This is a genomic window from Rhizobium sp. 05L419 (genome assembly GCF_056397845.1).
Map to the genome: position 1 here is coordinate 128,326 of NZ_JBFTOF010000013.1, position 22,005 is coordinate 150,330.

General features: G+C 61.4%; 23 protein-coding genes. 11 read left to right on the top strand and 12 right to left on the bottom strand.

From position 1 onward, the window contains the following. Window positions 1–149: 149 nt before the first annotated feature. A complete protein-coding gene (locus AC1DMK_RS17745; protein WP_037069714.1) occupies window positions 150–2,360 on the top strand; it encodes an EAL domain-containing protein in 2,211 nt (736 codons plus the stop codon). 83 nt (window positions 2,361–2,443) lie between these two features. Here AC1DMK_RS17745 and trhO read toward each other — a convergent pair whose 3' ends face one another. Genes trhO through AC1DMK_RS17760 form a run of 3 tightly spaced genes read right to left on the bottom strand, consistent with a single transcriptional unit; the run spans window position 2,444 to window position 4,818 of the window. After that, window positions 2,444–3,385, bottom strand: a complete 942-nt coding sequence (gene trhO, locus AC1DMK_RS17750; protein ID WP_037069711.1) for an oxygen-dependent tRNA uridine(34) hydroxylase TrhO — start codon at window positions 3,383–3,385, stop codon at window positions 2,444–2,446. 58 nt (window positions 3,386–3,443) lie between these two features. Continuing rightward, complete coding sequence (locus AC1DMK_RS17755; protein WP_477860741.1) at window positions 3,444–4,352, bottom strand: CHAD domain-containing protein; 909 nt, start codon at window positions 4,350–4,352, stop codon at window positions 3,444–3,446. After that, window positions 4,330–4,818 (bottom strand): CYTH domain-containing protein, encoded by a 489-nt coding sequence (locus tag AC1DMK_RS17760; protein WP_037069705.1) that lies wholly within the window; start codon window positions 4,816–4,818, stop codon window positions 4,330–4,332. Before AC1DMK_RS17760 ends, AC1DMK_RS17755 begins: the two co-directional genes overlap by 23 nt. Window positions 4,819–4,973: 155 nt before the next feature. Here AC1DMK_RS17760 and AC1DMK_RS17765 point away from each other — a divergent pair, with 155 nt between their 5' ends. From AC1DMK_RS17765 to AC1DMK_RS17775, 3 genes are all read left to right on the top strand, one after another. Beyond that, the gene (locus AC1DMK_RS17765; RefSeq protein ID WP_477860743.1) at window positions 4,974–5,612 is read left to right on the top strand and encodes a 2-dehydro-3-deoxy-phosphogluconate aldolase; all 639 of its coding nucleotides are present in this window, start codon (window positions 4,974–4,976) and stop codon (window positions 5,610–5,612) included. Window positions 5,613–5,722: 110 nt separating this feature from the next. Continuing rightward, entirely contained in the window at window positions 5,723–6,448 is a 726-nt protein-coding gene (locus AC1DMK_RS17770) for a tellurite resistance TerB family protein (RefSeq protein ID WP_477860744.1), read from the top strand. Between the two features lie 75 nt (window positions 6,449–6,523). Next, window positions 6,524–6,739: a hypothetical protein gene (locus AC1DMK_RS17775; RefSeq protein WP_477860746.1), complete on the top strand. Its 216-nt coding sequence runs from the start codon at window positions 6,524–6,526 to the stop codon at window positions 6,737–6,739. A gap of 239 nt (window positions 6,740–6,978) precedes the next feature. On the opposite strand, the gene AC1DMK_RS17780 is transcribed toward AC1DMK_RS17775, so the two are convergent. From AC1DMK_RS17780 to AC1DMK_RS17790, 3 genes are all read right to left on the bottom strand, one after another. Then, the gene (locus AC1DMK_RS17780) at window positions 6,979–8,064 is read right to left on the bottom strand and encodes a nickel/cobalt transporter (RefSeq protein WP_477860748.1); all 1,086 of its coding nucleotides are present in this window, start codon (window positions 8,062–8,064) and stop codon (window positions 6,979–6,981) included. Further along, entirely contained in the window at window positions 8,058–8,699 is a 642-nt protein-coding gene (locus tag AC1DMK_RS17785) for a DUF1007 family protein (RefSeq protein ID WP_037069692.1), read from the bottom strand. The genes AC1DMK_RS17780 and AC1DMK_RS17785 overlap by 7 nt, the downstream gene beginning before the upstream one ends. 89 nt (window positions 8,700–8,788) lie before the next feature. Further along, window positions 8,789–9,682 (bottom strand): LysR family transcriptional regulator, encoded by an 894-nt coding sequence (locus AC1DMK_RS17790; protein WP_477860750.1) that lies wholly within the window; start codon window positions 9,680–9,682, stop codon window positions 8,789–8,791. 527 nt (window positions 9,683–10,209) lie between these two features. Between AC1DMK_RS17790 and odc2 the strand changes: the two genes are divergently transcribed. Together odc2 and AC1DMK_RS17800 are read left to right on the top strand one after the other, a co-directional pair. Beyond that, entirely contained in the window at window positions 10,210–11,343 is a 1,134-nt protein-coding gene (gene odc2, locus AC1DMK_RS17795; protein ID WP_037069686.1) for an ornithine/lysine decarboxylase, read from the top strand. 88 nt (window positions 11,344–11,431) lie between these two features. Further along, window positions 11,432–12,022 (top strand): GNAT family N-acetyltransferase, encoded by a 591-nt coding sequence (locus AC1DMK_RS17800; protein WP_477860752.1) that lies wholly within the window; start codon window positions 11,432–11,434, stop codon window positions 12,020–12,022. 133 nt (window positions 12,023–12,155) lie between these two features. Here the strand turns inward: AC1DMK_RS17800 and AC1DMK_RS17805 are convergent, their stop codons facing one another. Then, window positions 12,156–12,290, bottom strand: a complete 135-nt coding sequence (locus AC1DMK_RS17805; RefSeq protein ID WP_477860754.1) for a hypothetical protein — start codon at window positions 12,288–12,290, stop codon at window positions 12,156–12,158. 520 nt (window positions 12,291–12,810) lie between these two features. Here AC1DMK_RS17805 and AC1DMK_RS17810 point away from each other — a divergent pair. Then, window positions 12,811–13,047 (top strand): DUF6719 family protein, encoded by a 237-nt coding sequence (locus tag AC1DMK_RS17810; RefSeq protein ID WP_477860756.1) that lies wholly within the window; start codon window positions 12,811–12,813, stop codon window positions 13,045–13,047. Window positions 13,048–13,185: 138 nt separating this feature from the next. Further along, window positions 13,186–14,343: a GGDEF domain-containing protein gene (locus tag AC1DMK_RS17815; RefSeq protein WP_477860758.1), complete on the top strand. Its 1,158-nt coding sequence runs from the start codon at window positions 13,186–13,188 to the stop codon at window positions 14,341–14,343. Window positions 14,344–14,397: 54 nt separating this feature from the next. Here the strand turns inward: AC1DMK_RS17815 and cysE are convergent, their stop codons facing one another. From cysE to AC1DMK_RS17835, 4 genes are all read right to left on the bottom strand, one after another. Next, the gene (gene cysE, locus AC1DMK_RS17820; protein WP_477860760.1) at window positions 14,398–15,213 is read right to left on the bottom strand and encodes a serine O-acetyltransferase; all 816 of its coding nucleotides are present in this window, start codon (window positions 15,211–15,213) and stop codon (window positions 14,398–14,400) included. A gap of 9 nt (window positions 15,214–15,222) precedes the next feature. After that, window positions 15,223–16,212: a WD40 repeat domain-containing protein gene (locus AC1DMK_RS17825; RefSeq protein ID WP_037070005.1), complete on the bottom strand. Its 990-nt coding sequence runs from the start codon at window positions 16,210–16,212 to the stop codon at window positions 15,223–15,225. Next, entirely contained in the window at window positions 16,212–17,327 is a 1,116-nt protein-coding gene (locus AC1DMK_RS17830) for a CobW family GTP-binding protein (protein ID WP_477860762.1), read from the bottom strand. The genes AC1DMK_RS17825 and AC1DMK_RS17830 overlap by 1 nt, the downstream gene beginning before the upstream one ends. 657 nt (window positions 17,328–17,984) lie before the next feature. Further along, on the bottom strand, window positions 17,985–18,791 hold the full coding sequence (locus AC1DMK_RS17835) for a creatininase family protein (RefSeq protein ID WP_477860763.1): 807 nt from the start codon (window positions 18,789–18,791) through the stop codon (window positions 17,985–17,987). Between the two features lie 31 nt (window positions 18,792–18,822). Here AC1DMK_RS17835 and AC1DMK_RS17840 point away from each other — a divergent pair, with 31 nt between their 5' ends. From AC1DMK_RS17840 to AC1DMK_RS17850, 3 genes are all read left to right on the top strand, one after another. Then, on the top strand, window positions 18,823–19,389 hold the full coding sequence (locus AC1DMK_RS17840) for a MarR family winged helix-turn-helix transcriptional regulator (RefSeq protein ID WP_196246871.1): 567 nt from the start codon (window positions 18,823–18,825) through the stop codon (window positions 19,387–19,389). 125 nt (window positions 19,390–19,514) lie between these two features. Next, the gene (locus tag AC1DMK_RS17845; RefSeq protein WP_037069667.1) at window positions 19,515–20,537 is read left to right on the top strand and encodes a LacI family DNA-binding transcriptional regulator; all 1,023 of its coding nucleotides are present in this window, start codon (window positions 19,515–19,517) and stop codon (window positions 20,535–20,537) included. 16 nt (window positions 20,538–20,553) lie between these two features. Next, window positions 20,554–21,501, top strand: coding sequence for a 2-hydroxyacid dehydrogenase (locus AC1DMK_RS17850; protein WP_477860766.1), 948 nt, complete (start codon window positions 20,554–20,556; stop codon window positions 21,499–21,501). Between the two features lie 65 nt (window positions 21,502–21,566). On the opposite strand, the gene AC1DMK_RS17855 is transcribed toward AC1DMK_RS17850, so the two are convergent. Further along, complete coding sequence (locus AC1DMK_RS17855; RefSeq protein ID WP_037069661.1) at window positions 21,567–21,938, bottom strand: COG4315 family predicted lipoprotein; 372 nt, start codon at window positions 21,936–21,938, stop codon at window positions 21,567–21,569. Window positions 21,939–22,005 lie beyond the last annotated feature (67 nt).

Genomic DNA, 22,005 nt, shown 5'->3' on the forward strand with positions numbered 1-22,005 from the left:
GGCGACTGCTATGCAACACATTGAAGCACAAGCGTTTCCTTCAACATGCATATGTATTGAAAAAAACGCTGAATGATGACTCGTTGTACCGCTGCCTTAACAGTTTTTTGAAGTGTTGCCGGCCAGTATTTCCCGATTGGGGAGAATGCATGGCGTCGGTTTCCAGCGTAAAAGGAAGGGTCTTGGGTGCGGGTCGTCACACAACCGTGACGGGCGTGCTGTTTTCGTTCGCCATCGTCGTGGCCGTAGTCACCATGATGGTGCTCAACGCTTTGGATCACGTGGCGCAGAAATCCAATGTCCTGGATGACGAACGCTCGCGGGAGACGATGTCGGGTGCCCTGCAGACCTTCGCGGCACAGCTCTCTGCCACGCTCAACGATTATGCTGCCTGGGACGATGCCGCCACCAACGTCTACGCCTCGGACGGCATGCCGTGGACGATCTCGAACTACGGGGAAATGTCCGTCAACAGTTCGCTCTTCGACATGGCGATCGTCATCGGCGACGACAGGAAGCCGATCATGGCCTATCGTGACGGCAAGCCGATGGGCGGTTCGCTTGATGATTTCTTTGCCCCGTCGCTTTGGACGCTCTTCGACAGAGCCAAGGCGCCAGGTCGGCAAGACGCCCCGGAGGCAACCGGCTTCGTGGGAACGAAATCCGGTATTGCCGTTGTCGGCGTTGCGCTCGTCCGCGAAAAGTCAGGGGCTCTTGCCGTCCCGGCCGACCGTCATCGGTATCTGATATTTGCCCGCCATCTCGACGCTCATCGGATCGATGAGCTTGGGACGACCTATGTAATCGCCGGCCTCAGGAAGGTCGCGCCCGATTTTCCAGCGGGCTATGCCGTTGACATTGAGGATGCGCAGGGCAAGTCCCTTGGCAAGCTTATCTGGACGCCGCGGGCGCCTGGCGACATCGGATACAGCGAGGTGCGGCCGAAGGTCGTGCAAGCCCTCTGCCTGGTCGGGTTGTTCTTCTTCGTCCTTCTCATCATCGGCTGGATGACGGGCCGCAGGCTCAAGGCCGAGGAAGTCAACGCGCGCGAGGACGCGCTTCGCGACCGGTTGAGCGGGCTTTTGAACCGGGATGGGCTGCGGCTGGCTGTGGACGCCTTGGTCGCAACCGCGACACAGTCACAGCAGAACGCGCTGGTTCTCTATCTCGATCTCGATGGTTTCAAGGAGGTCAACGACGCCTACGGACACGGCACGGGCGACCAGCTGATCCGGGCCGTGGCAGCGGGCCTCAAGGTTCTCATTCCCGATGGCGCGGCGCTGGCGCGCATCGGCGGCGACGAGTTCGCGATCGCCTTTGCCTCGAAAGACGCCGAGGCGGCGGCGCTGCAGCTCTCCGAACATATCCTCGACTTCCTCGCCGAGCCGCTGGAAATCGGCCGCCGTGTGGTGGTGATCGGCGCAAGCATCGGGATCGCGGTCTCGGCCAGTGGCGTTGTCGGACGCGAAGAACTGGTGCGCCGCGCCGATCTGGCGATGTACAAGGCTAAGGAGGCAGGTCGGGCGCGAATGACGCTTTACGATCCAGCCATGGACGCGGATCGCGAAGAGCGCAACGCCCTCGAGCTCGACTTGCGCATGGCGATCGAAGGTGGCGACCTGACGCTGGCCTACCAGCCGCTGATCGATGCTGCGAGCCATGAAATGACGGGCGTCGAGGCGCTGGTGCGGTGGAACCGTCCTGGACACGGGCCGGTATCGCCGGAGGTCTTCATTCCCGTTGCCGAAACGAGCGGGCTGATCGAGGCACTCGGCCTCTTCGTGCTGCGCAAGGCGTGCGAAACGGCCAAGCAATGGCCGGAGCTGCGCATTTCGGTCAACGTGTCGCCCGGGCAGTTCCGCAACCCCGCCTTCACCGATTATGTCCGCTACGTGCTGCGGCAGACCGATATCGAGGCAAAGCGTGTTACGCTTGAGGTAACCGAAGGATACATGATCCAGAATCCCCAGCGTACGCGCCAGTCGATCGAGCGGTTGAAGACGCTTGGTGTCACGATTGCGCTCGACGACTTCGGGTCGGGCTTCTCGTCCATCGGCTATCTGCGCCAGTTCGGCTTCGACCGCATCAAGATCGACCGTTCGCTGGTGATGCAGATTCAGGAAAGCGACAGCCAGCGCGAGATGCTGCAGGCGACGGTCGCGCTGGCGCGTTCCCTGGATATCCCGGTGACAGCCGAAGGTATCGAAACCGAAGAGCAAGCGATCACCGTCCGCCTCTTCGGCTGCGACACGCTGCAAGGCTATTTCTTCGGCAAGCCGATGCCGGCAGAACAGATCACCGAAAGGCTGCTTGAAGCGCGCACCCGCAAAACCAACAGGCGCCGCACGAACGCTGCCTAGATCAGGATGATTTGAGGTCTGGCCGACCTGAAATCCGAAAAGTCAGCGCGGGAACAGAGGCAAAACCGCGCCGCCATGCCGCTCTAAGTCCCGATATGCTTTTGCCCGCGCCGCTTGGCGAGCGCAATCTGATGCTGGCGCTGTCGATAGCGCAACCGGTCCTCTTCACTGCGCGTGCCGTGGCAGTGGCTGCAGGAAACGCCTTCTTCGTAGTGGGGGGAGGTCATTTCTTCAGCGGTGATCGGGTTGCGGCAGGCATGGCAGAGCTTGTGCTCACCTTCCTTCAGCCCGTGCTCCACCGACACCCGCTCGTCGAAGACGAAGCAAGCGCCGTCCCAGAGGCTCTCTTGCCGTGGCACCTCCTCGAGGTACTTCAGGATGCCGCCCTTGAGGTGGTAGACCTCGTCGAAGCCCTGATCCTTCATGAAGGCGGTCGCCTTTTCGCAGCGGATGCCGCCGGTGCAATACATCGCGATCTTCGGCTTGTTGTGCAGGCCGGTGTTCTGGCGCACCCATTCTGGAAACTCGCGGAACGTCTTCGTCTTCGGGTCGAGCGCGCCACGGAATGTGCCGATCGCCGTTTCGTAGTCGTTGCGGGTATCGATGACGATCGTATCGGGATCGGAGATCAGCGTATTCCAGTCCTGCGGCGCGACATAGGTGCCGACCACCTTGTTGGGATCGATGTTCTCGACGCCCATGGTGACGATCTCTTTCTTGAGCTTCACCTTCATGCGCAGGAACGGCATCTTCGATGCGCGGCTTTCCTTGTGCTCGAGCCCCGCAAATTCGGGCTGAGCGCGCAGATAGGCGAGCACCGTCCTGATGCCGTCGTCAGGGCCGCCGATGGTGCCGTTGATGCCTTCGTGGGCGAGCAGAAGCGTGCCCTTGACGCCGTTCTTCTCACATAGAGCCTGCAGCGGCTCACGCAAGCTCTCGAACCGCGGAACGGAGACGAAATGATAAAGGGCCGCGACGAGGAATGGGCTCGCCACAGACGTCGGTTGGGTCAGAGTGTCTGTCATGCGGCTGGAAATACAGGTTTCAGCGGGCAAGCGCAATCGTCCGCGTTTCGACTGGCACTCAGTCGCCGAAGGCGATCCAGAGCAGTTCGATGCGGCTTGCTTCGTCCTGCCTATCGTCGCCGAAAATATCCTCGGCGGCCTCGAGTGCGGCTTGCCGGTCTTGCTGTTGATGGAAGATGATGGCGTAGAGGAGATGCGCGAGATCATCGGCATTGTCGAAATGGTGGTGCTCGGTTTCCACCAGGTCGCAGAGCAGCTCGAGATCGTAGACGCGGCCGAGCAGGTCGATCAGGCGGCTGGCTACGTCGTATTTTGCAGCCATGGCGGCCGGCCAGAGCGGGCTGAGCAGTTTGTGATAGGCTCGGTAGTCCTGGGTTCGCTTGCGAAGCGTGTGAAAGGCTTCCGCCGATACTCTTGCCTGGCACGCACCAAGCGCCTTGCGCGCCTTGCGGGTCGTATCGCTCCAGCCCCTCGCAAGCAGCCGTGCGTGCTTTCGGTGGCCGCCGGCGAAATGGATATCGCCCACAGCGTTGATTGCGGCCTTCAAGGCCAGGATCGTGTCAGGCACCGTTGCTTCGATATCGGTGTCGGCGGCAGCAATCTGATCGCGCCGCGCGGAGAGCACGGCGACGATGCGGCCAATTGCCTCAGCCTCCTCGGCATCGCGTGCGCGGTCTTGCAGGTAGGTTGCCGTCTCTACCAGTGCCGCGGCGTCGCGCAGCGTCGAGAGCGATGCTGCAATATCGCGCAGGCGCGCATTTTCCCGCGCACAGAATTTCGGCATTTCCCTTGAGGCGAGGCGGTAGAGCGAGCGGACGCGCTTCAGCCGCTTGCGGGTCTCGTGGATGGCGTCATCCAGGCCATCTGGCCGTTGATCGAGAATCTTTGTTGCGTGGCGCAGCTGGCGCCGCGCGGCCTTGCGAAACTGAACCGTGAAGGCGCGGTCAGGCCGTATGCTGAAGGGCATGCCGGTCGCGCTCGAATTCCGTTGCTAGCGCCTGGTTCGAATAACGAAAATCGCCGGTTACCTCGCGGCCCAGCCAAGCCGGCAGGTCCGGCTTGTCGCTTTCGGACCGCATTTCGACCTCGGCGATCACCAGACCGCCATGCCGGCCCGAGAACACATCGACTTCCCAAACGAAGCCTTTGTGCGGGACCCGATAGCGCGTTTTTTCGATCACCACACCGATCGCATCATCGAGAAGCTGCTCGGCGTCAGCAACCGGGATGTCGTATTCGAATTCTTCGCGGGTGATGCTGCTGCGGCCGATCTTGATCGTCAGCCGAGCCTTCTTGTCGTCGAGCACACGCACGCGCACGGAGCGATCGTCCATCGACGCGATGTAACCTTGCCGCAGGATGGACTTTCCTTCGGCTCCGGCGCGCCAGCTATCGTTGCGTACCAGAAATTTTCGCTCGATCTCTTTCGCCATGTCTGGTGTACCTTCTGTGACGATCGCGCCACGCTAGCGCAATTCTCTCGGCGTTGATACCCATTCCATTCCAAACATGGCTTCGGTCTCGACAAAGTCTAGCCTTGGCGCTATGCCGAACCCGGATTTCAATCGTTTAAAAGGAAACAATGGTCATGGGCGAGAAGACAGAAAAGCTCCTTTCAATCCTGAAACTTCAGCCTGTCGTTCCGGTTCTCGTCGTAGACGACGTCAAGTCGGCCGTGCTGTTGTCGCGCGCGCTGGTGGCCGGCGGCCTGCGGGCAATCGAGATCACCATGCGCACGCCAGCCGCCCTCGATGCCGTTCGCGCCGTGGCGGATGAAGTCGAAGGCGCCGAGGTCGGTGCCGGCACCATTCTCAACGTTGCCCATTGGGAAGCGGCTGTTGCTGCAGGCTCCAAGTTCATCGTCAGCCCCGGCACGACGCAGGAATTGCTCGACGCTGCGCGCGGTTCGTCTGTGCCGCTTCTGCCAGGTGCCGCCACGGCGAGCGAGGTGATGGCGCTGCGCGAAGAGGGCTATCAGGTCCTCAAGTTCTTTCCGGCCGAGCAGGCAGGCGGCGCCGCCTACCTGAAGGCGCTTTCCTCGCCACTCGCCGGTACGCTCTTCTGCCCGACCGGGAGCATCTCGCTGAAGAACGCCCGCGACTACCTGTCGCTGCCGAACGTGATCTGCGTCGGCGGCTCGTGGGTCGCGCCGAAGGAATTGGTCGCCGCTGGGGATTGGGCAGGCATCACCAAGCTTGCCGCCGAGGCGGCTGCGCTGAAGGCCTGAGGCTTGCCGTTCACCGTTCCCCGAATACGGGCGGCTTGCCGCCCGTAGTTGCATTTGCGCCGTCGCTTCCTATCTTCCCTTTGCTTTTAAAGACAGGGAGACGATGAGGAATGTTCGACGCGAGGAAGCTTCTTGAGCAGTTTCTGGGTTCGCAGGTGCCGGGCGTGGGAGGCAGCGTCCGCGACAGGGCCGGAAGCGCAGTCCAGATGGCAAAGGACAATCCGTGGAAGGCCGGTGCGCTCGCGACCGCGATCCTCGGTACGAAGACGGGCCGCAATATCGCCGGAAATGCGCTGGCCATCGGCGGGCTGGCGGCGATCGCCGGCCTCGGCTACCAGGCCTACAAGAACTATCAGGCCGGCCAAGCACCGGCCCAGGCAGCAGCCACGCCTGCGGATGCTTCGGGAGCGACGACGACCGCGGTTCTGCCGCCGCCGTCCGATTCCGGGTTCAGCGTGGTGTCACCCGCCCAAAGCAACGAGTTCGTCCTGGTACTGATCCGGGCCATGCTCGCCGCCGCCAAGGCCGATGGCCATATCGACGATGCGGAGCGGGCGCTGATCTTCGACAAGATCAAGGCTGCCGACATCAGCGGCGAAGCGGCGGCTTTCATCGAGCGGGAACTTTCGCAGCCGACCGATCTCGATGCACTGATTGCCGCGGCGGTCACCGAAGAGCAGCGTGTCGAGCTCTACACCGCTTCCCGACTGACGATCGATCCGGATTCGCGGGCAGAGCGCGGTTATCTCGACCTGCTTGCCGGGCGTCTCGGTCTTCCCGATGCGCTTGTCGACCATATCGACGCCACCGTGTCTTCGGCAAAGATCAGCCTTTGAGCGTGACCAGCCGGCCGGTTGCCTTTCGCGGGCAGCTGGCCTAAGGCCATCTCCTCATCCAGAGGAGTGCATTGCATGGCTGACCCGAAATCCGAAAGTCGTTCGCAGGCAATCGCGGCGGCCGTCATTCTCGTCTGCGCCGGCCTCGTCATCTATTTCATGCCGGCGATCGTTCTCTGGATCGGCAACTATTCCCCCTGCCTAGCGACGGCCGTCGGCATCTGTCTGGTGATGGCGTTCTTCGCCGTCTTCTGGCTGCGGGCAAGGTATCAGCGCAGTAAGGGGCGGTAGCGTTTTGAGGCGCGGCGTGTGTGGCTCCGCCTCATCCGCCTCATCCGCCTCATCCGCCTCACGGCACCTTCTGCCGCGGGGGAGAAGGGATTGGTGGCGCTGCCTTGCCTTCTCGTTGACGCTAGGGCCGGCTGATAGCGAGCAATCTCCTCTTCTCCCCAGCGGGAGAAGGTGGCCTGAAGGGTCGGACGAGGGGGTGGGCGGGGCACCGCATCGCTTGGGCGGCACCATCCAAGCAATCAGCCCTGCAGCGAGGCGCCGAGCAAGAGAGCACCCATTGCAATCACCAGCACGGCGCCGAGGATCTCGATCGCGTTGCCGATCCAGACCGAGGCCCTTGAGCCGCGTCCGGCTAGGCGCATGGCGGTGCCCTTGGCCGTGACGGCAAGGGTCGCGAGGATGGCGACCGTGATGGCCGTGCCAAGCGACATGGCGAAGACCGAGAGGATGCCGCCGAGATAGAGTCCGTTCAGCATGGAGAAGGTCAGCACCAGCAGCGCACCCGAGCAGGGGCGAAGGCCGACCGCGACGATGGCCGACCAGGCCTCGCGGATGCTGAACCTCTCTGCCCCGAGCATGGCCGGGTCGGGCATGTGCGACTGGCCACAGGTCTCGCAGGCCATGCCGGAAACGAACCGGTGTCCCGCTTGCAGCGCCCGCGTTTCGCCGAAGGCGTATGTGTCGCCCTCTTTGCGGGCGCCGGCGTCCTGCCAGTCGAGCATCATGCTGACCGGACCGGCCGATGTCGCTACCATATCGCGATCGCGGCGCGGCATGCCTGCCATCATCGGGCGCAGCTTGCGAACGAGCAGCCAGATGCCGAAGAGGATGACCATCACGAAGCTCGCGATCTCCATCGCCTGCGTTGCGGCGGTCAGCGTTATGCCGGTGCCGCGCAACGCCACCCAGGCGATGCCGACGAGCAAGATCGCGACGATACCCTGAACAAAGGCGGACACGAAGGAGATCGCGACGCCGCGCTTCAATTCGATTTCGTTGGCGATCATGTAGGAGGAAATCACCGCCTTGCCGTGACCCGGGCCGGCGGCGTGGAAGATTCCATAGGCGAAGGAAAGCCCGATGAGCGCCGCAAGCTGCCGGGGGTCCTCGCGCATGGCTTTCAGCGCGCCGGTCAAGGCACGGTAGAAGGACTGTTGTTCGGCATTGACGTAGAGCAGAAGCGGCGCGAGCGGGCCGCCCGTTGGCTGGAAACTCGGCTCCGAGCTGCCGATGCCGAGCGGCGATTGTGCATGTGCGGCGGCAAGGCCTGCCGCAAGCGTCAGGGCAATGCCCCACAGGATCGGCTGAAGACGGCGCTTCAGCATGTCACGTCCAGTCTCGTGGCAAACAGCTTCGACATGTTGGTGCCGGTCGGATCGTTGAAGAAGGCATCTGTCAACGACTGCTTGTTTTCGGCAATCACCTGGTCGGCGTCCGGCCGGACGACCTGGTGCTTGCAGCTCTTCAGGGCGTCTCCGACCAGGACGAGTTCATTGTCGGTCGGGAAGTCGATGGATGTGTAGAGTGTGGGATCGTACACGCCAAACGTCAGGCGTCCTTTGAGCGGCATCGTTTCTGCCGGCTTGACGGCAAAGAACATCAGGAGCTGTCCCTGCTTGTAGTCGACATGGATGATATCGGGCTGCTGAACCTTGATGTTCTTCCCGTCGATCGTGAGGTTCATGTAGTAGTCGTAGTCGACCAGCGAATCCCGGACTGTCTTGCCGACCTCGGCAAGCTCGTTGGGGTCCAGCTTCAAGTCGGTGTTCTTGTCGAAGTCCATGACGACGGAGGAGGAAAAGACCTCATCGAAGCGCCAGACGTTTCGCAGCTCCGAAATGGTGCCGTCGTCGCCGGCAACGACTTCCAGCCTGGCCTCGACGAAGACATGCGGATGCGCGAAGGCCACGGCGGGCAGAAGCGACAGCAGGGACGCCATCAGGAATGTCGATTTTCTCATGCGTCCGGTTACCGCGCGATCCCGTTGTTCAGTTTGAGTCCTTGCCAGAAATTGGGACGGAATTGGGACCGGCCCCTGCAACAGGCCGGTCAGGGATGCTTCTTGAACCAATTGTGAAGATAGTCGACGAAAATGCGCACCTTGGCAGGCAGGTAGCGGCGGTGCGGGTAGACGGCATAGATGCCGCGATCGGTCGGCATGTAGTCGTTGAACAGCGTCACCAGCTCGCCGCTTTCGATCGGCTTGCGGGCGATGAAGTCGGGGATGAAGGCGATGCCGATGCCGGCCAGAGCCGCGCGCAAGGTCGCGTGCGGGCTGTTGACCTCAAGCGGACCCGAGACCGCGACCGCGAAGGAGGTATTGTCCGGATTGTGGAAGCGGATGCTCCCCTGGGTGCGCGAATTCGTGTCGATGACGAAGGGCACGTTGGAAATATCTGAGGGATGCTGGAGGTCGGGATAACGCTCCAGGAACTCCGGCGTCGCGCAGAGATGGATCCGAAAATCCGAGATCTTGCGGGCGATCATGCCTGAATCCTCAAGCTTGGTGACCCGCACAGCCACGTCGAAGCCTTCCTCTATCAGGTCAACAAACCGGTCGTCGGCGGCGATCTCCAGCGACAGATCCGGGTTTTCCTTGGAGAAATCGATCAGCGACTGCCCGACTTCGGCATCGACAAAGGTGCGCGGCACGGAGATCTTCAATTTGCCCTTCAGCTGGGCGTTGTTCTCGCGCACGAGGTCGGCGAGGTTGTCGATCTCCTTCAGGATGTCGGAAGCGGTGCGGTAATATGTATGGCCTGCCTCGGTCATGGAGAACTGGCGGGTGGTGCGGTTGAGCAGCAGAGCACCCAGTTCGTCCTCCAGCTCGCGCACATACTTGGACAGCAATGCCTTGGAGCGTCCAGTGCGCCGCGCCGCGGCCGAAAAACCTTCCGCTTCAACGACATCAATGAAGGCGCGAATGCGGGTCAGGGTATCCATGGCTATCCTCCGTTGTTGAGGAATATTGAACAAATTACGTGCTGTTGTTCAATTTATTTTTTTAAGCGTGGGGCAAAAAAAATCTTGATTATGACGTCGAATATTCTTATCTCGACATCAGCCCAAAGTCGCACGTGCCCATGGGTGTCCGCCGAACCCTCGAATTGGTGAGGAAATCGGTAAGGTACCTGGAATTAACCCCTCCAGTCGCTATTCCGGCCAACCGGAAAATGCGAGGACGCCTGAAGCAACGACGGTGCGGGCCTTTTTGTTCTCTCCCTGCTTTCCATCAGCGGGGGTTACTGAAGAGGCACACCTTCATTGCCGGAAGTGCGGTAGGGAACCCCCTCCAATCCATGGCAGACAAAGCCGGATCCATGTCGCTTTCGCGGCGTTGATCCATCATTCGCGCTATCAAGCGCTTGCAAAGGTTCCGGGGTCTCCACCGGCTGGTTCCTGCGCAGGTGATTGGTTGCCCTTTGTCCTCCGGTGTTTTCCGGAGCTCTGGAATTGGAAGAGGGATTGATATGACCACTCAGCGCATCCGCGACTTTCTCGCAACCCGACGTCCCGATGGTCCCTGCCTCGTGGTCGACCTCGATGTCGTGCGCGATAACTTCTCCGCCTTCCGTCATGCGATGCCGGACAGCGCGATCTACTATGCCGTCAAGGCAAACCCGGCTCCGGAAGTTCTGAAGCTGCTCGCCAACATGGGTTCCAACTTCGATTGCGCGTCCGTCGCTGAAATCGAAATGGCGCTCAATGCCGGTGCGACCGCTGCCCGTATTTCCTACGGCAACACGATCAAGAAGGAACGCGACGTCGCCCGCGCGCATGCGCTTGGCGTCAGCCTTTTTGCGGTCGACAGCCACGAGGAAGTCGAGAAGATCTCGCGCGCCGCTCCCGGCGGCCGCGTGTTCTGCCGCGTTCTCACCGATGGCGAAGGCGCCGAATGGCCGCTGTCGCGCAAGTTCGGCTGCGTACCGCAGATGGCTGTCGACGTTCTCGTCTATGCGCATCAGCTCGGACTGGAGTCCTACGGTGTCTCCTTCCATGTCGGTTCGCAGATGACCAAGGTGGATGCCTGGGATTCGGCTCTTGCCGATGCCAAGCGCGTCTTCGTTCAGCTGGCCAAACAGGGCATCCACCTGCAGATGGTCAACATGGGCGGCGGCTTCCCGACCAAGTATCTGCGCGACGTTCCGTCGGCAGAAGCTTACGGTCGTGCGATCTACCAAAGCCTTCGTGATCACTTCGGCAACCAGATTCCGAAGACGATCATCGAGCCGGGCCGCGGCATGGTCGGCAATGCCGGCGTCATCAAGACGGAAGTCGTGCTGATCTCGAAGAAGTCCGACAACGACGCTGCACGCTGGGTGTTCCTCGACATCGGCAAGTTCGGCGGGCTCGCCGAAACGATGGACGAAGCCATTCGCTACCCGATCCGCACCGAGCGCGACGGAGACGACATGGAGCCCTGCGTCATCGCCGGCCCGACCTGCGATTCGGCCGACGTGCTGTACGAGAAGAATCTCTACCCGCTGCCGATCTCTCTTTCGATCGGTGACGAGATCCTGATCGAAGGCACTGGCGCCTACACGACCACCTATTCGGCGGTCGCGTTCAACGGTTTCGAGCCGCTGAAGGCCTACGTTATCTAGTCGCGCCGACCCCGTAACCAGCCGGGGCGGCACCCTCACAATTTCCATTCACCGCCGCTGATAACGGTTTTGGGTACGGGAGGCCAAGATGGCCGCTGTTCTTGATTCTGTCCGCGCATTCTTTGCGCCCACTGTCTTCACCATCGACGCCGAAAATCCCGGCGACGTCGTGGCGCGCGAGACTCTGCTCGATCGCGCCATGGGTCCAAACCGCCGCAGGAAGTCGTCGGAAAAAATCCGCCGCGGCCGTATTCCCGCCGAGGGCCTTGCGATCGTCGCCCGCGATCACGACGGCCACGTGATCGGTACCGTGCGCCTCTGGAATATCGAAGCCGGTGTGAATGCCGAGGGCACGCCGATCAATGCGCTGTTGCTCGGGCCGCTGGCGGTCGATGCGATCTATGGGGGCAAGGGTGTCGGTTCGGCGTTGATGCGCGCGGCGATCCTGGAAGCAAAGAACCGCGGCCATGGCGCCATCCTGCTTGTCGGGGATGCGCCGTACTACGAGCGTTTCGGCTTCTTTGGGGAGAAGGCCCAGCACCTTGTCATGCCGGGTCCATTCGAACGGTCGCGCTTTCTCGCGCTCGAGCTTGTCGAGGGCTGGCTTGACGGCGCCGCCGGCATGATCGTCCCGTCGGGACGGATGCTGACCAGTGCGCCGATCCGCAGGGTCGCCTGAGCGACCAAGCCTCTCCCCGGCGGGGAGGGGCGCTATGGTTTCCCATTGTGGGAGACCAAATCTCCGGGGCGCCGGAGGAGCCGGCAGGTCCCTTAAATGTTATACAGGCTGCGTACCTCTTGGGGGTATCCGGTTACTTGACGACGCTCGCGTCAACCAACTGGGTTCCGGCAGTCTGCACGACACTTTCAGGTATGGCGGCAATGAAAAACATCGTGAAAGCATAGACTGCGAAGATCGTCGCTGCCCCTGTGGCTTTTAGAATCATCAATGCACTCCTATTCTCAGGAGTTCAATGTGGGCTCAAAAAACGGCTTTCCCAAGAGTTTTCTGAACGCCAGATGAACAAAAAACTGTGAGAGTAAATATTAACGATATTTTAGCAACACCTCGACCACGTCCCCGAGGGGATGAATTTCATGGTTTGTTCTGCTCATATTGCAATATATTCAATCATATAGCTGAATTTTTGGGCAATGATTTTCCTCCCCTTGCGTGAGTTCGGCTATGATCGGCTGGTCATCGTGCAGGGAGCCGGGTTCATGAACCGGTACGCCTACCGTTCATATTTCTGTGCAGGACGACGGTCGCAGAATGTGAACCAGATGCTGTCAGGGCGGATAATTCACAGTCGCGGCGACTTCTCCGGCGCGCGGCGTTTCGTGCTGGGAAAGGACGTTGGGTGCTATTTGCAGCCGCCCAACCCGGGATTTCATTGGGACCCATCTTGCGCGCTTCCATATTCTGCAAGATGCTAAATTAGCAATCCATAATTGAGAGGTGTTCCAATGACGCGTGCGATCATCATTTTCTTTTCGAGCGGCTTGTTGCTTTCCGCGTTCACCGGCACTCCGGCAGCCGCCGCCGGCGCCACGCAGGTTGTCACGGCTCAGCCGACGTTGGCAACGCTGGCACCGGGCGAAACGGTATACTACGACGACAAGCGTTGTCCGGCAGGCATGATTGCCAAATTCACGAAGGCACCCAAGAAGAGTCAGATGAAGCGGGCCTGTGTGCACCAGTAACATCAACAGGCGTCTGACTTGGACGGATCGGCGGCAAGATCGCCCGCCGCCGACCGACCATTAAAATCTTAAAGGTGCCTCCAATAGAATTGCAAATGTCCCCGTGTATAACAGGATCACTTCACCTCGGGGATTTCGATGGTTCTGGATCTGCGGACGATCTACGTCGTTTCTGCAATGACATGCTTGGTGCTGGGCAGCGTTCACCTCGCGGCCTATCACACCGGGCGTTTTGGACGTTGGCCCGCCTGGTGGGGCGCGAGCAACCTGCTTGTCGGTATTGGATCATTCTTCGTCTCGCTGCGCGGGGTGGTTCCTGCTTTCGTTTCACTCGATGCTGGCAACGTCACGACGGTCGCCGGCTACCTCCTGACCGTCTTTGCCGTTCGCATCTTTGCAGACCGGCCGGTCGACAAACGCTTTTGCGGGCTTGCAGTTTGCTGCATCAGCCTGCCCGTTCTGATCTTCACGGTTGATCCCACGGCGGTGTCGGCACGGATTTTCTATGTCTCCGTCATTTGCTGCCTCTGCGATCTTGCAATCCTGCGGGAAGGGGTCGGAATCTTCCGGCGCGAAAAGCTCTTCTCGGCCGGTCTCCTTGCCTGGCTTTACGCGCCGACAGCGGCGATCTTTCTCGTTCGCAGTCTTCTTGCGGCTACAGGAGATATTGCTGGGCCGAATCCGTTCGGAGACAGCCCGGCGCACGGCTGGATGGCGGCGACGGCGGTGGTGTTCATCGCGCTGCGCAGCATGGTCATTGTTCTGATGGCGGCCGAGCGCAGCAAAAACAGACTTGTCGAGATGGCGCATCACGATCCGCTGACCGGCGTGCTCAACCGTGGCGGCCTGATGCAGCGTCTTCCTCTTCCAAAGTTGCAGTCGCTCGCGCTGCTGGCGATCGACATCGATCATTTCAAACAGCTGAACGACCGGCACGGCCACGTCGTCGGCGACGACATGCTTCGGCTCTTCGCCCGGGTCGCGCAGGCTGCGTTGCGCCCTGGCGATCTCCTTGCGCGTCAGGGCGGCGACGAGTTCCTGGCGGTGCTGAAGGATGTCTCAGAGGGCGGAGCCGTGGCGGTAGCCGAACGCTTGAGGCTGGCCTTTTCGGCTGCGGCCTCGCAAGTGCCCGGGCTGGCAATGTCTCCCACGCTCAGCATCGGCGTTGCCACAAGCAGGCAGGCAGATGTCGATTTCGAGCGGCTCTTGAGGCAGGCGGATGAGGCGCTCTACTCCTCAAAACGCCAGGGCAGGGACCGGGTCGAAGCGTTCCTGGAACAGGAGCACGCTGCCTAGGAGCTTGAAAAACGTTGTGATGCGGGCTCGTCTGGCCGTGTTGCTTCCAGCAGCTCAGATATTCTGGTCCATCGTCTCCGCCGGAATTTCGTCGGCGCGGTGGATACGCACGACTTCCGCCGGCACACCCGCGACGGTGCAGTGGGCCGGAACGGGCTTCACGACGACGCTGCCGGCAGCGACCTTGCTGTAGGCGCCGATCTCGATATTGCCGAGGATCTTGGCGCCGGCGCCGATCATGACGCCGCGACGGATTTTCGGGTGCCGGTCGCCGGTTTCCTTGCCAGTGCCGCCAAGCGTGACGTTCTGGAGGATGGAGACGTCGTCCTCGATGACCGCCGTTTCGCCGATGACGATGCCGGAACCGTGGTCAAGCATGATGCCGGAGCCGATACGGGCCGCCGGGTGGATATCCGGGCCGAATGCAAGGGAGGCGAGATTGGCAAGCCAGCTTGCCATTTCCACGCGGCCGGCATTCCAGAGCGCATGCGCGATGCGGTGGATCTGCAGCGCGTGAAAGCCCTTCAGGTTCAGCAGCGCATGCAGGTAGGTGGTGCAGGCCGGATCGCGCTGGCGCACCGCCATCAGATCGACTTCGACGCTCGCCAGAATATCCGGCGTCAGGGTGCCGGCCAGCAGATCAATCAGCGCCGACGTTTCGACCTTCGCCACGGAAAGCCGTGAGGTGAGCACGCGAGCGACGATGACGGCATTGTTGTCAGCGTCGATGACTTGCGATTGCAGCAGATGGCGCAACAGGGGCTCGCGCTCCGCCAGTGCTGTCGCCTCCGCGCGGATCGCCACCCACGCCGAGGGATCGTTGGCAACGGCAGGGATGGTCTCGGCGATGGCGTTTGCGGTCTGCGGCATGTCTTTTTCCTATGCTGCGATGTCGACGACGCCGCAATCGCCGGCTTCCGAGGCGAAGGCAAGCAGCTTTCCGTCCTTGTTCCAACTCATCGACGTGATCGCGCCCTTGCCGGGGCGGCGAAGCAGGGCTTCCTTGTTGTCCGCGAGCCGAACTGCCAGGATCATGCCATCGATGAAGCCGATGGCAAGGATATCCTCGGCCGGATGGAATTTAACGGAGGTCGCCATGATGTTGGCGCGGGTGCCAAGTTCGAGCGGTGCCTTGCCCATTGGGCCGTCCTTGCCCTGGAACGGCCAGACGATGGCAGCCGGCGCGCCCGAGGAGGCGAGCCACTTGCCCTTGGCGGACCAGGAAAGCGACTTCACCTTGGCGGGATAGCCGGTCATTCGCATGTGGCGGGCTTCGGCACCCGGCTTGGCGTCCAGCTTCCAGCCGTGCAGGGCATTTTCCTGCATGGTGGTGACCAGAAAATTGCCGTCCGGGGAGAAGGTGACGCCGGTGTGGGCGCCTTTCCATTCGAGATCGACGGGCTTTGCAGCCGTGCCGACCCAATGCATGGAGACGCCGTTGTAGCGCGCGGCGGCAATCCGCAGCCCCTTGGGTGCGAAGGCGAGACCCTCGACGGTGCGCTCCTCGGGAAATTCCTTGGTGGTGCCGTCGGACAGGCGCACGAAGCTGCTCTTGCCGTAGGAAAAGGCGATGGCGCCCTGCGGGCCGGCTGCGACCTGCGAAATCCATTTGCGCGGTGCGCTGGCAAGCTCGGTGACGTCGCCGTCCGCCGATATGCGGAGCACCTTGCCGTCCTCGCCGCCCGAAATCAGGCTGTCGCTATAGGGGTCGCGGATGCAGGTGATCATGCCCTGGTGCGCTTCGGAGACCTTTTCGCCGCCATCCAGCCGGTGAAAGCCGCCGCTGGCATTTGCGAAGAAGGGGACATCACCTAAAAATTCGACGGCCAGGATATGGCCGTCGAGATCAAACGGGGCAACTGTAGGCATCAGGCGGCGGCCTCGCACGCCTTGAAGGAGGCTTCCAGCTTTTCGCGGTCAAGTTCGCGGCCGATGAAGACGAGACGCGTCTCGTGCTTCTCGCCATCCTTCCACGGACGCTGGTGATCGCCTTCGACGATCATGTGCACGCCCTGGATGACATAGCGCTCGGCGTCCTCCTTGAAGGCGATGATGCCCTTGAGGCGCAGGATGTTCGGCCCCTGCGTCTGGGTGATCTTCTGGATCCAGGGGAAGAAACGCTCCGGGTTCATCTCGCCGCCGCGAAGCGAYACCGACTGTACCGTCACGTCATGGATCGGCGACACGGCGCCGTGGTGATGATGGTCATGATGATCGTGGTCATGATCATGATCATGTCCGTGACCGTCCGCATGATGATGGTGGTCGTGGCCATGGTCGTGATCGCAATCCGGCCCGCAGGCATGGTCGTCATGGTCGTGATCGAGGAAATGCGGATCGTTTTCCAGCGCACGCTCGAGATTGAAGGCGCCCTGATCGAGCACGCGGGCGAGATCGACGCCGGAGCGGCTGGTCTTGTAGACGCGGGCCGACGGGTTGATGGCGCGGACGACATCCTCGATCTGCGCCAGTTCTTCCGGCGATACCAGATCGATCTTGTTGATCAGCACGACGTCGGCAAAGGCGATCTGGTCTTCTGCCTCGCGGCTGTCCTTGAGGCGCAACGGCAGATGCTTGGCGTCGACAAGCGCAACCACGGCGTCGAGCTCGGTCTTGGCGCGCACGTCGTCGTCCATGAAGAAGGTCTGGGCGACCGGCACCGGATCGGCAAGGCCCGTCGTTTCGACGATGATGCCGTCGAAACGGCCCGGGCGGCGCATCAGGCCCTCGACGACGCGGATCAGGTCGCCGCGCACGGTGCAGCAGACACAGCCGTTGTTCATCTCGTAGATCTCTTCGTCCGACTCGACGATGAGGTCGTTGTCGATGCCGATCTCGCCGAACTCGTTGACGATGACCGCATATTTCTTGCCGTGATTTTCCGACAGGATGCGGTTGAGCAACGTCGTCTTGCCGGCGCCGAGATAGCCGGTGAGCACGGTAACGGGAATTGGCTTTGGCTGCGTGGAGATTGCGTCGGTCATGAGAACCTCGAAAGATGGGGGCTCGCCCGAAGCCAGGAGGCCAAGGGCTCAGAAATTTCGTCGGTCTCATATAAGGAGTTGAGCGCGGCAGTTCAAAGGGTTTTGCATGTTATAAGATCACATTACGTGGGAGGGGCGGCAAATGACCGCTGCGATGTCGGTCCGGGAGAAGCCGTTGCCCAACATAGAGAAGGGGCAGTCGCATTCCTTTGCGGTCGCCCGTGTATTCGATCAACTCGGTTACCGCAGGTGCGCTTGGCAGTGTAATTCATTGAATTCGACATCCCATGCCACCGCCAAACGGCTGGGGTTCACGTTTGAAGGGGCTTTAGACAAGCAGGTGTCGTGAAGGGTAGAAACCGCGACACGGCTTGGTATTCAATCCTGGATTCCGGATGGCCGGCTCAGCCTGGGAAATCTGAAGGTTGGCTGGAGCCTGGAAATAGCGACAGTAGAAGACACCAACTGGCGGCGCTGGCAGACCTGTAAATTGAAATCCGGAGTGCCGGAAGCAAGATTACAGCCGGTGAGGCCTATGGGTCCGTTGCTTTTGCGTCTGCGCAAGGGGCATTCCCGCCTTGTGCCCGCCGATCACGAGCTGAAAGTCGACCTCGACTGTCAAGCTCAGTGGACAACGAGACCGACGGACAAGCGTGGCTATGTCACGTTGCCCGGAACGAGCGCTCCTGCATCAAACGCATCCACATCCAGCAGCAGCTCCACCAGGCCTTTCACCGCATGCGCGATCAGCGCTTCGCCCTTCTCCGCGGTGGCTGCGACGGCATTCCCGGCGACGCCCTGGGTGTTGAGGTCCGACATCTTCCAGCCGAAGGCATGCGGGCCGTAGGCGCGCAGATGCTTGAAGCGGGCTGCGAAGTCGGTCTGCCGCGAAGCGAAATTTGCAGCCTTGCTCATGTCGACCTTGGCCGGATCGAGAGCCAGCATCACCGATGTTTCGATGTCGCCGCCGTGGATGTCGATTGCCTTTTCTTCCGGCGGGACGATGCCGGGGGGAATGCCGAAGCGGGTCCAGCTGGTGGAGACGGCCAGCATGTCGAAGCGGACGCGCGCCTCGGTCGCAACAATCGTCATCAGCGGCGAGTTGCCGCCGTGGGCATTGAGCATGACGAATTTGCGGATACCCTGCCCGGATAGCCGCTCGGCGATCCCTAGCCAGCGATCGATCGCTTCGCCGTAACTCAGGGTTTGCGTGCCTGCCACATCCATATGCTCGACAGAGTAACCGACGGCTTCGGCTGGCAGAAACGTCGCCGGCAGTCCGATCGGCAAGGCAGCCTTGAGCCGGCCAACGATGCCTTCGGCGATCAGCGTGTCCGTGTCGAAGGGCAGGTGAGGGCCGTGCTGTTCGTGTGCGCCAAGCGGCAGGACCGCGATCCAGCGCCGTCGGTCACCGGGCGAGAGGTTCGGATCGTTGTCCTCGAAGTCGAGTGAAGGCGCGATCATCCGGTCAAGGCCCCTTGTTTATGACGAGATCATGCGCAATGTCATAGCGCAGCGCTTTCAAGGCTTAAAGATCAAAGGCATGGCGATGGGCAAGAAGCATAAGGACGGCAAGAAGCAGAAGTCCAAGAAGAAGGACCAGACCGAATATACGGTGGCCGATCTTTCGCCGGCTCTGACCCAGGCTGCGCGCTCCATGCGTACCGTTTTATCCCGCAATCTGCTCGACAGTGGGCTTTATGCCGGCCAGGACGGCGTTATCCTGTCACTTGCCGAGAGCGACGGCATGACGGCCGGGGGATTGGCGCAGAAGCTCGGTGTCAAGGCGCCGACGATGACGCGCACCATCGGGCGTATGGAAGCCCAGGGTTTTCTGGAACGCAAGGCGGACGCGGACGATGCGCGCCTTACCAAGGTCTACCTGACCGAGCTTGGCCGCGGCAGCGTCAAGGCAATCGAAATGGGGTCATCCGCATGCGACGCGCTGGCCACGCAGGCGTTCTCCGAGAAGGAAATCCGCAATCTCGTTCGCCTGCTCAAGGCGATCGATGCCAACCTGCAGGCGGAAGTCATTCCCCTCGATGAGCCGGATGAAATCTGACAGATTTGTGAAATTACGAATTGCCTCCCCCGATTTAATCTTTTAATTAAACATTTTAAGAGCGCTTGGCTTTTCGTACGGCCGGGGCGCCCAAGAAAAACCCGCGCGTTGCCTGGGGAGGACACGTGGCTCAGAAGATCAAGCTGTCGACGATCGCCGAAACGCTCGGTATTTCCACCGCAACCGTATCTCTTGCCTTACGCGACAGTCCGCTGGTCGCAGGCACGACGCGAGACAAGATCAAAGAACAGGCGCGGGCGCTCGGCTATATCTACAACAGGCGCGCCGCCAGCCTGCGCACTTCGCGCTCCGGCATCATCGGCGTCGTCGTGCACGACATCATGAACCCTTTCTACGGCGAGATCCTGAAGGCCATCGAGAGCGAGCTCGACCGCAGCCGCCATACCTTCATTCTGTCCAACCACTACGACTCGGTCGAAAAGCAGCGCACTTTCATCGAGACGCTGCTGCAGCTCGGCGGCGACGGCGTAATCATGTCGCCGGCCATCGGTACGCCGCCGGAGGACATGCAGCTTGCCGAGGATAACGGCATGCCGGCGATCCTGGTTGCCCGTTCGATGGAAGGCTCGGCCCTGCCGACCTATCGCGGCGACGACAGCTACGGCATCTCGCTTGCCACCAACCACCTGATCGGCCTCGGCCATCGCTCGATCGCCATGATCGGCGGCACGGACCAGACGTCGACCGGCCGCGACCGGTATCAGGGCTACGTCAATGCGCTTCGCAAGGCGGAGATAGAGGTCGATCCGGGTCTTCGCATTCCGGGCCCGCGCTCGATGCAGGGGGGCTTCGAGGCGGCGGTGCATTTCCTGTCCTTGCCGCAGAAGCCGACAGCGGCGGTCTGCTGGAACGATCTCGTGGCCATCGGGCTGATGAACGGGATCGCGCGCGCCGGTCTCGTGCCGGGCAAGGACATATCCGTCACCGGCTATGACGACCTCGAGGAGGCCTCGATCTCCATGCCGGCGTTGACCACCGTGTGGAACGGCCAGGCCGAAGTCGGTCGGCTCGCCGCCCGCGCCCTTCTCGACCGCCTGGCCGGCAGTCACGAGCCMGACGGCATCCATCTCATCAAGCCCGAGATGCGTATCCGTCAATCGACAAGCCCCTATCGGGCACGGACATAATTCAAAGAGGAAATCCATGTCCCGCATCGCTGTTCTCGTCCCGGGGAATATACACGAGCGCGTTCTTGCGCGCCTGAAGGAAAACTACGATGTCATCCAGGCGGACGCGCTGGCACTCGACGCCGAGACCGCCGGGCGCATTCGCGGCGTCGCGGTCTCCGGCACGTTCGGGGCTGCGGCGATCGACAAGCTGCCGAATGTCGAGCTGATTTCCAGTTTCGGCGTCGGCTATGACGGGGTCGATGCCAGGCATGCGGCCTCGAAGGGCGTCGTGGTGACGAACACGCCTGATGTCTTGAACGACGAGGTGGCGGATACTGCGATCGGCCTGCTTCTGAACACGATCCGCGAGTTTCCGCGCGCCGAAAACTGGCTGCGCGGCGGACACTGGAAGCCGGGGCAGAACTATCCGCTGTCACGGTTTTCGCTGAAGGGCAGACATGTCGGGCTTTACGGCCTTGGCCGGATCGGCCAGGAGATCGCCAACCGCCTCGAACCGTTCAAGGTGAAGATCAGCTATCATACCCGTTCACGCCACGCCGATGCGCCCTACGACTACTATCCGACTTTGAAAGGTCTTGCCGAAGCCGTCGATACGATGATCGCCATCGTTCCGAAGACGCCGCAGACCCACAAGACGGTGAATGCCGAGATCCTGTCGGCGCTCGGCCCCGATGGCATTTTCGTCAACGTCGGCCGCGGCTGGACGGTGGACGAGGACGCGCTTGCAGCAGCGTTGACGTCAGGCGCGCTGGGTGCTGCTGGCCTCGATGTCTTCTATGACGAACCAAACGTGCCGGCGGCACTCCTGGCTCCTCAGAATGCCGTTCTCTTGCCGCATCTCGCCTCCGGCTCGGTGCCGACGCGCAATGCGATGGCTGACCTGGTCGTGGACAATCTGATCGAGTGGTTCGGCAACGGCAAGGCACTCACGCCGGTTCCCGAGACGCCGGCGAAGGGATGACTTTCGACAGACGAGGCGCGCGAGCAAGAGCAATCCGTCGCGCCTCGTCCGGTCATGCGGTTCGGCTACTTGGCGACATGCCAAACGCCGCCCATGCCCTCGCCGTTCATCTCGCCGGCTTTCTTGTCTCCGGCGAATGTATAGAGCGGCTTGCCGCCATAGGCCCACATTTCCTTACCGTCGGCGGCCTTGACCATAGACCATTCGCCTTCTGCCTTGGCTTTGGCGGCGGCGTGGAAGGCCGGCCATTTCTTCAGGCAGTCCTTGTCGCAGTTCGATTTGCCCATGGTGTCCTTGTCGAAGGTATAGAGCGTCATGCCTTTTGCATTGGCCATGACCTTGCCCATTTTGGTATCGACCATCTTGGCCGGCTCTGCCGCAACGGCCGAAAAGGCGGTTGCTGCCAGCAAGCCCAAGGAGAGTAGAAGCGTTTTCATGATTACCTCCCGTTCGGGAGTGCCAGCGGGATGCCGGTAGCGCCCGATCTAAGCCAGTAAAACGTTC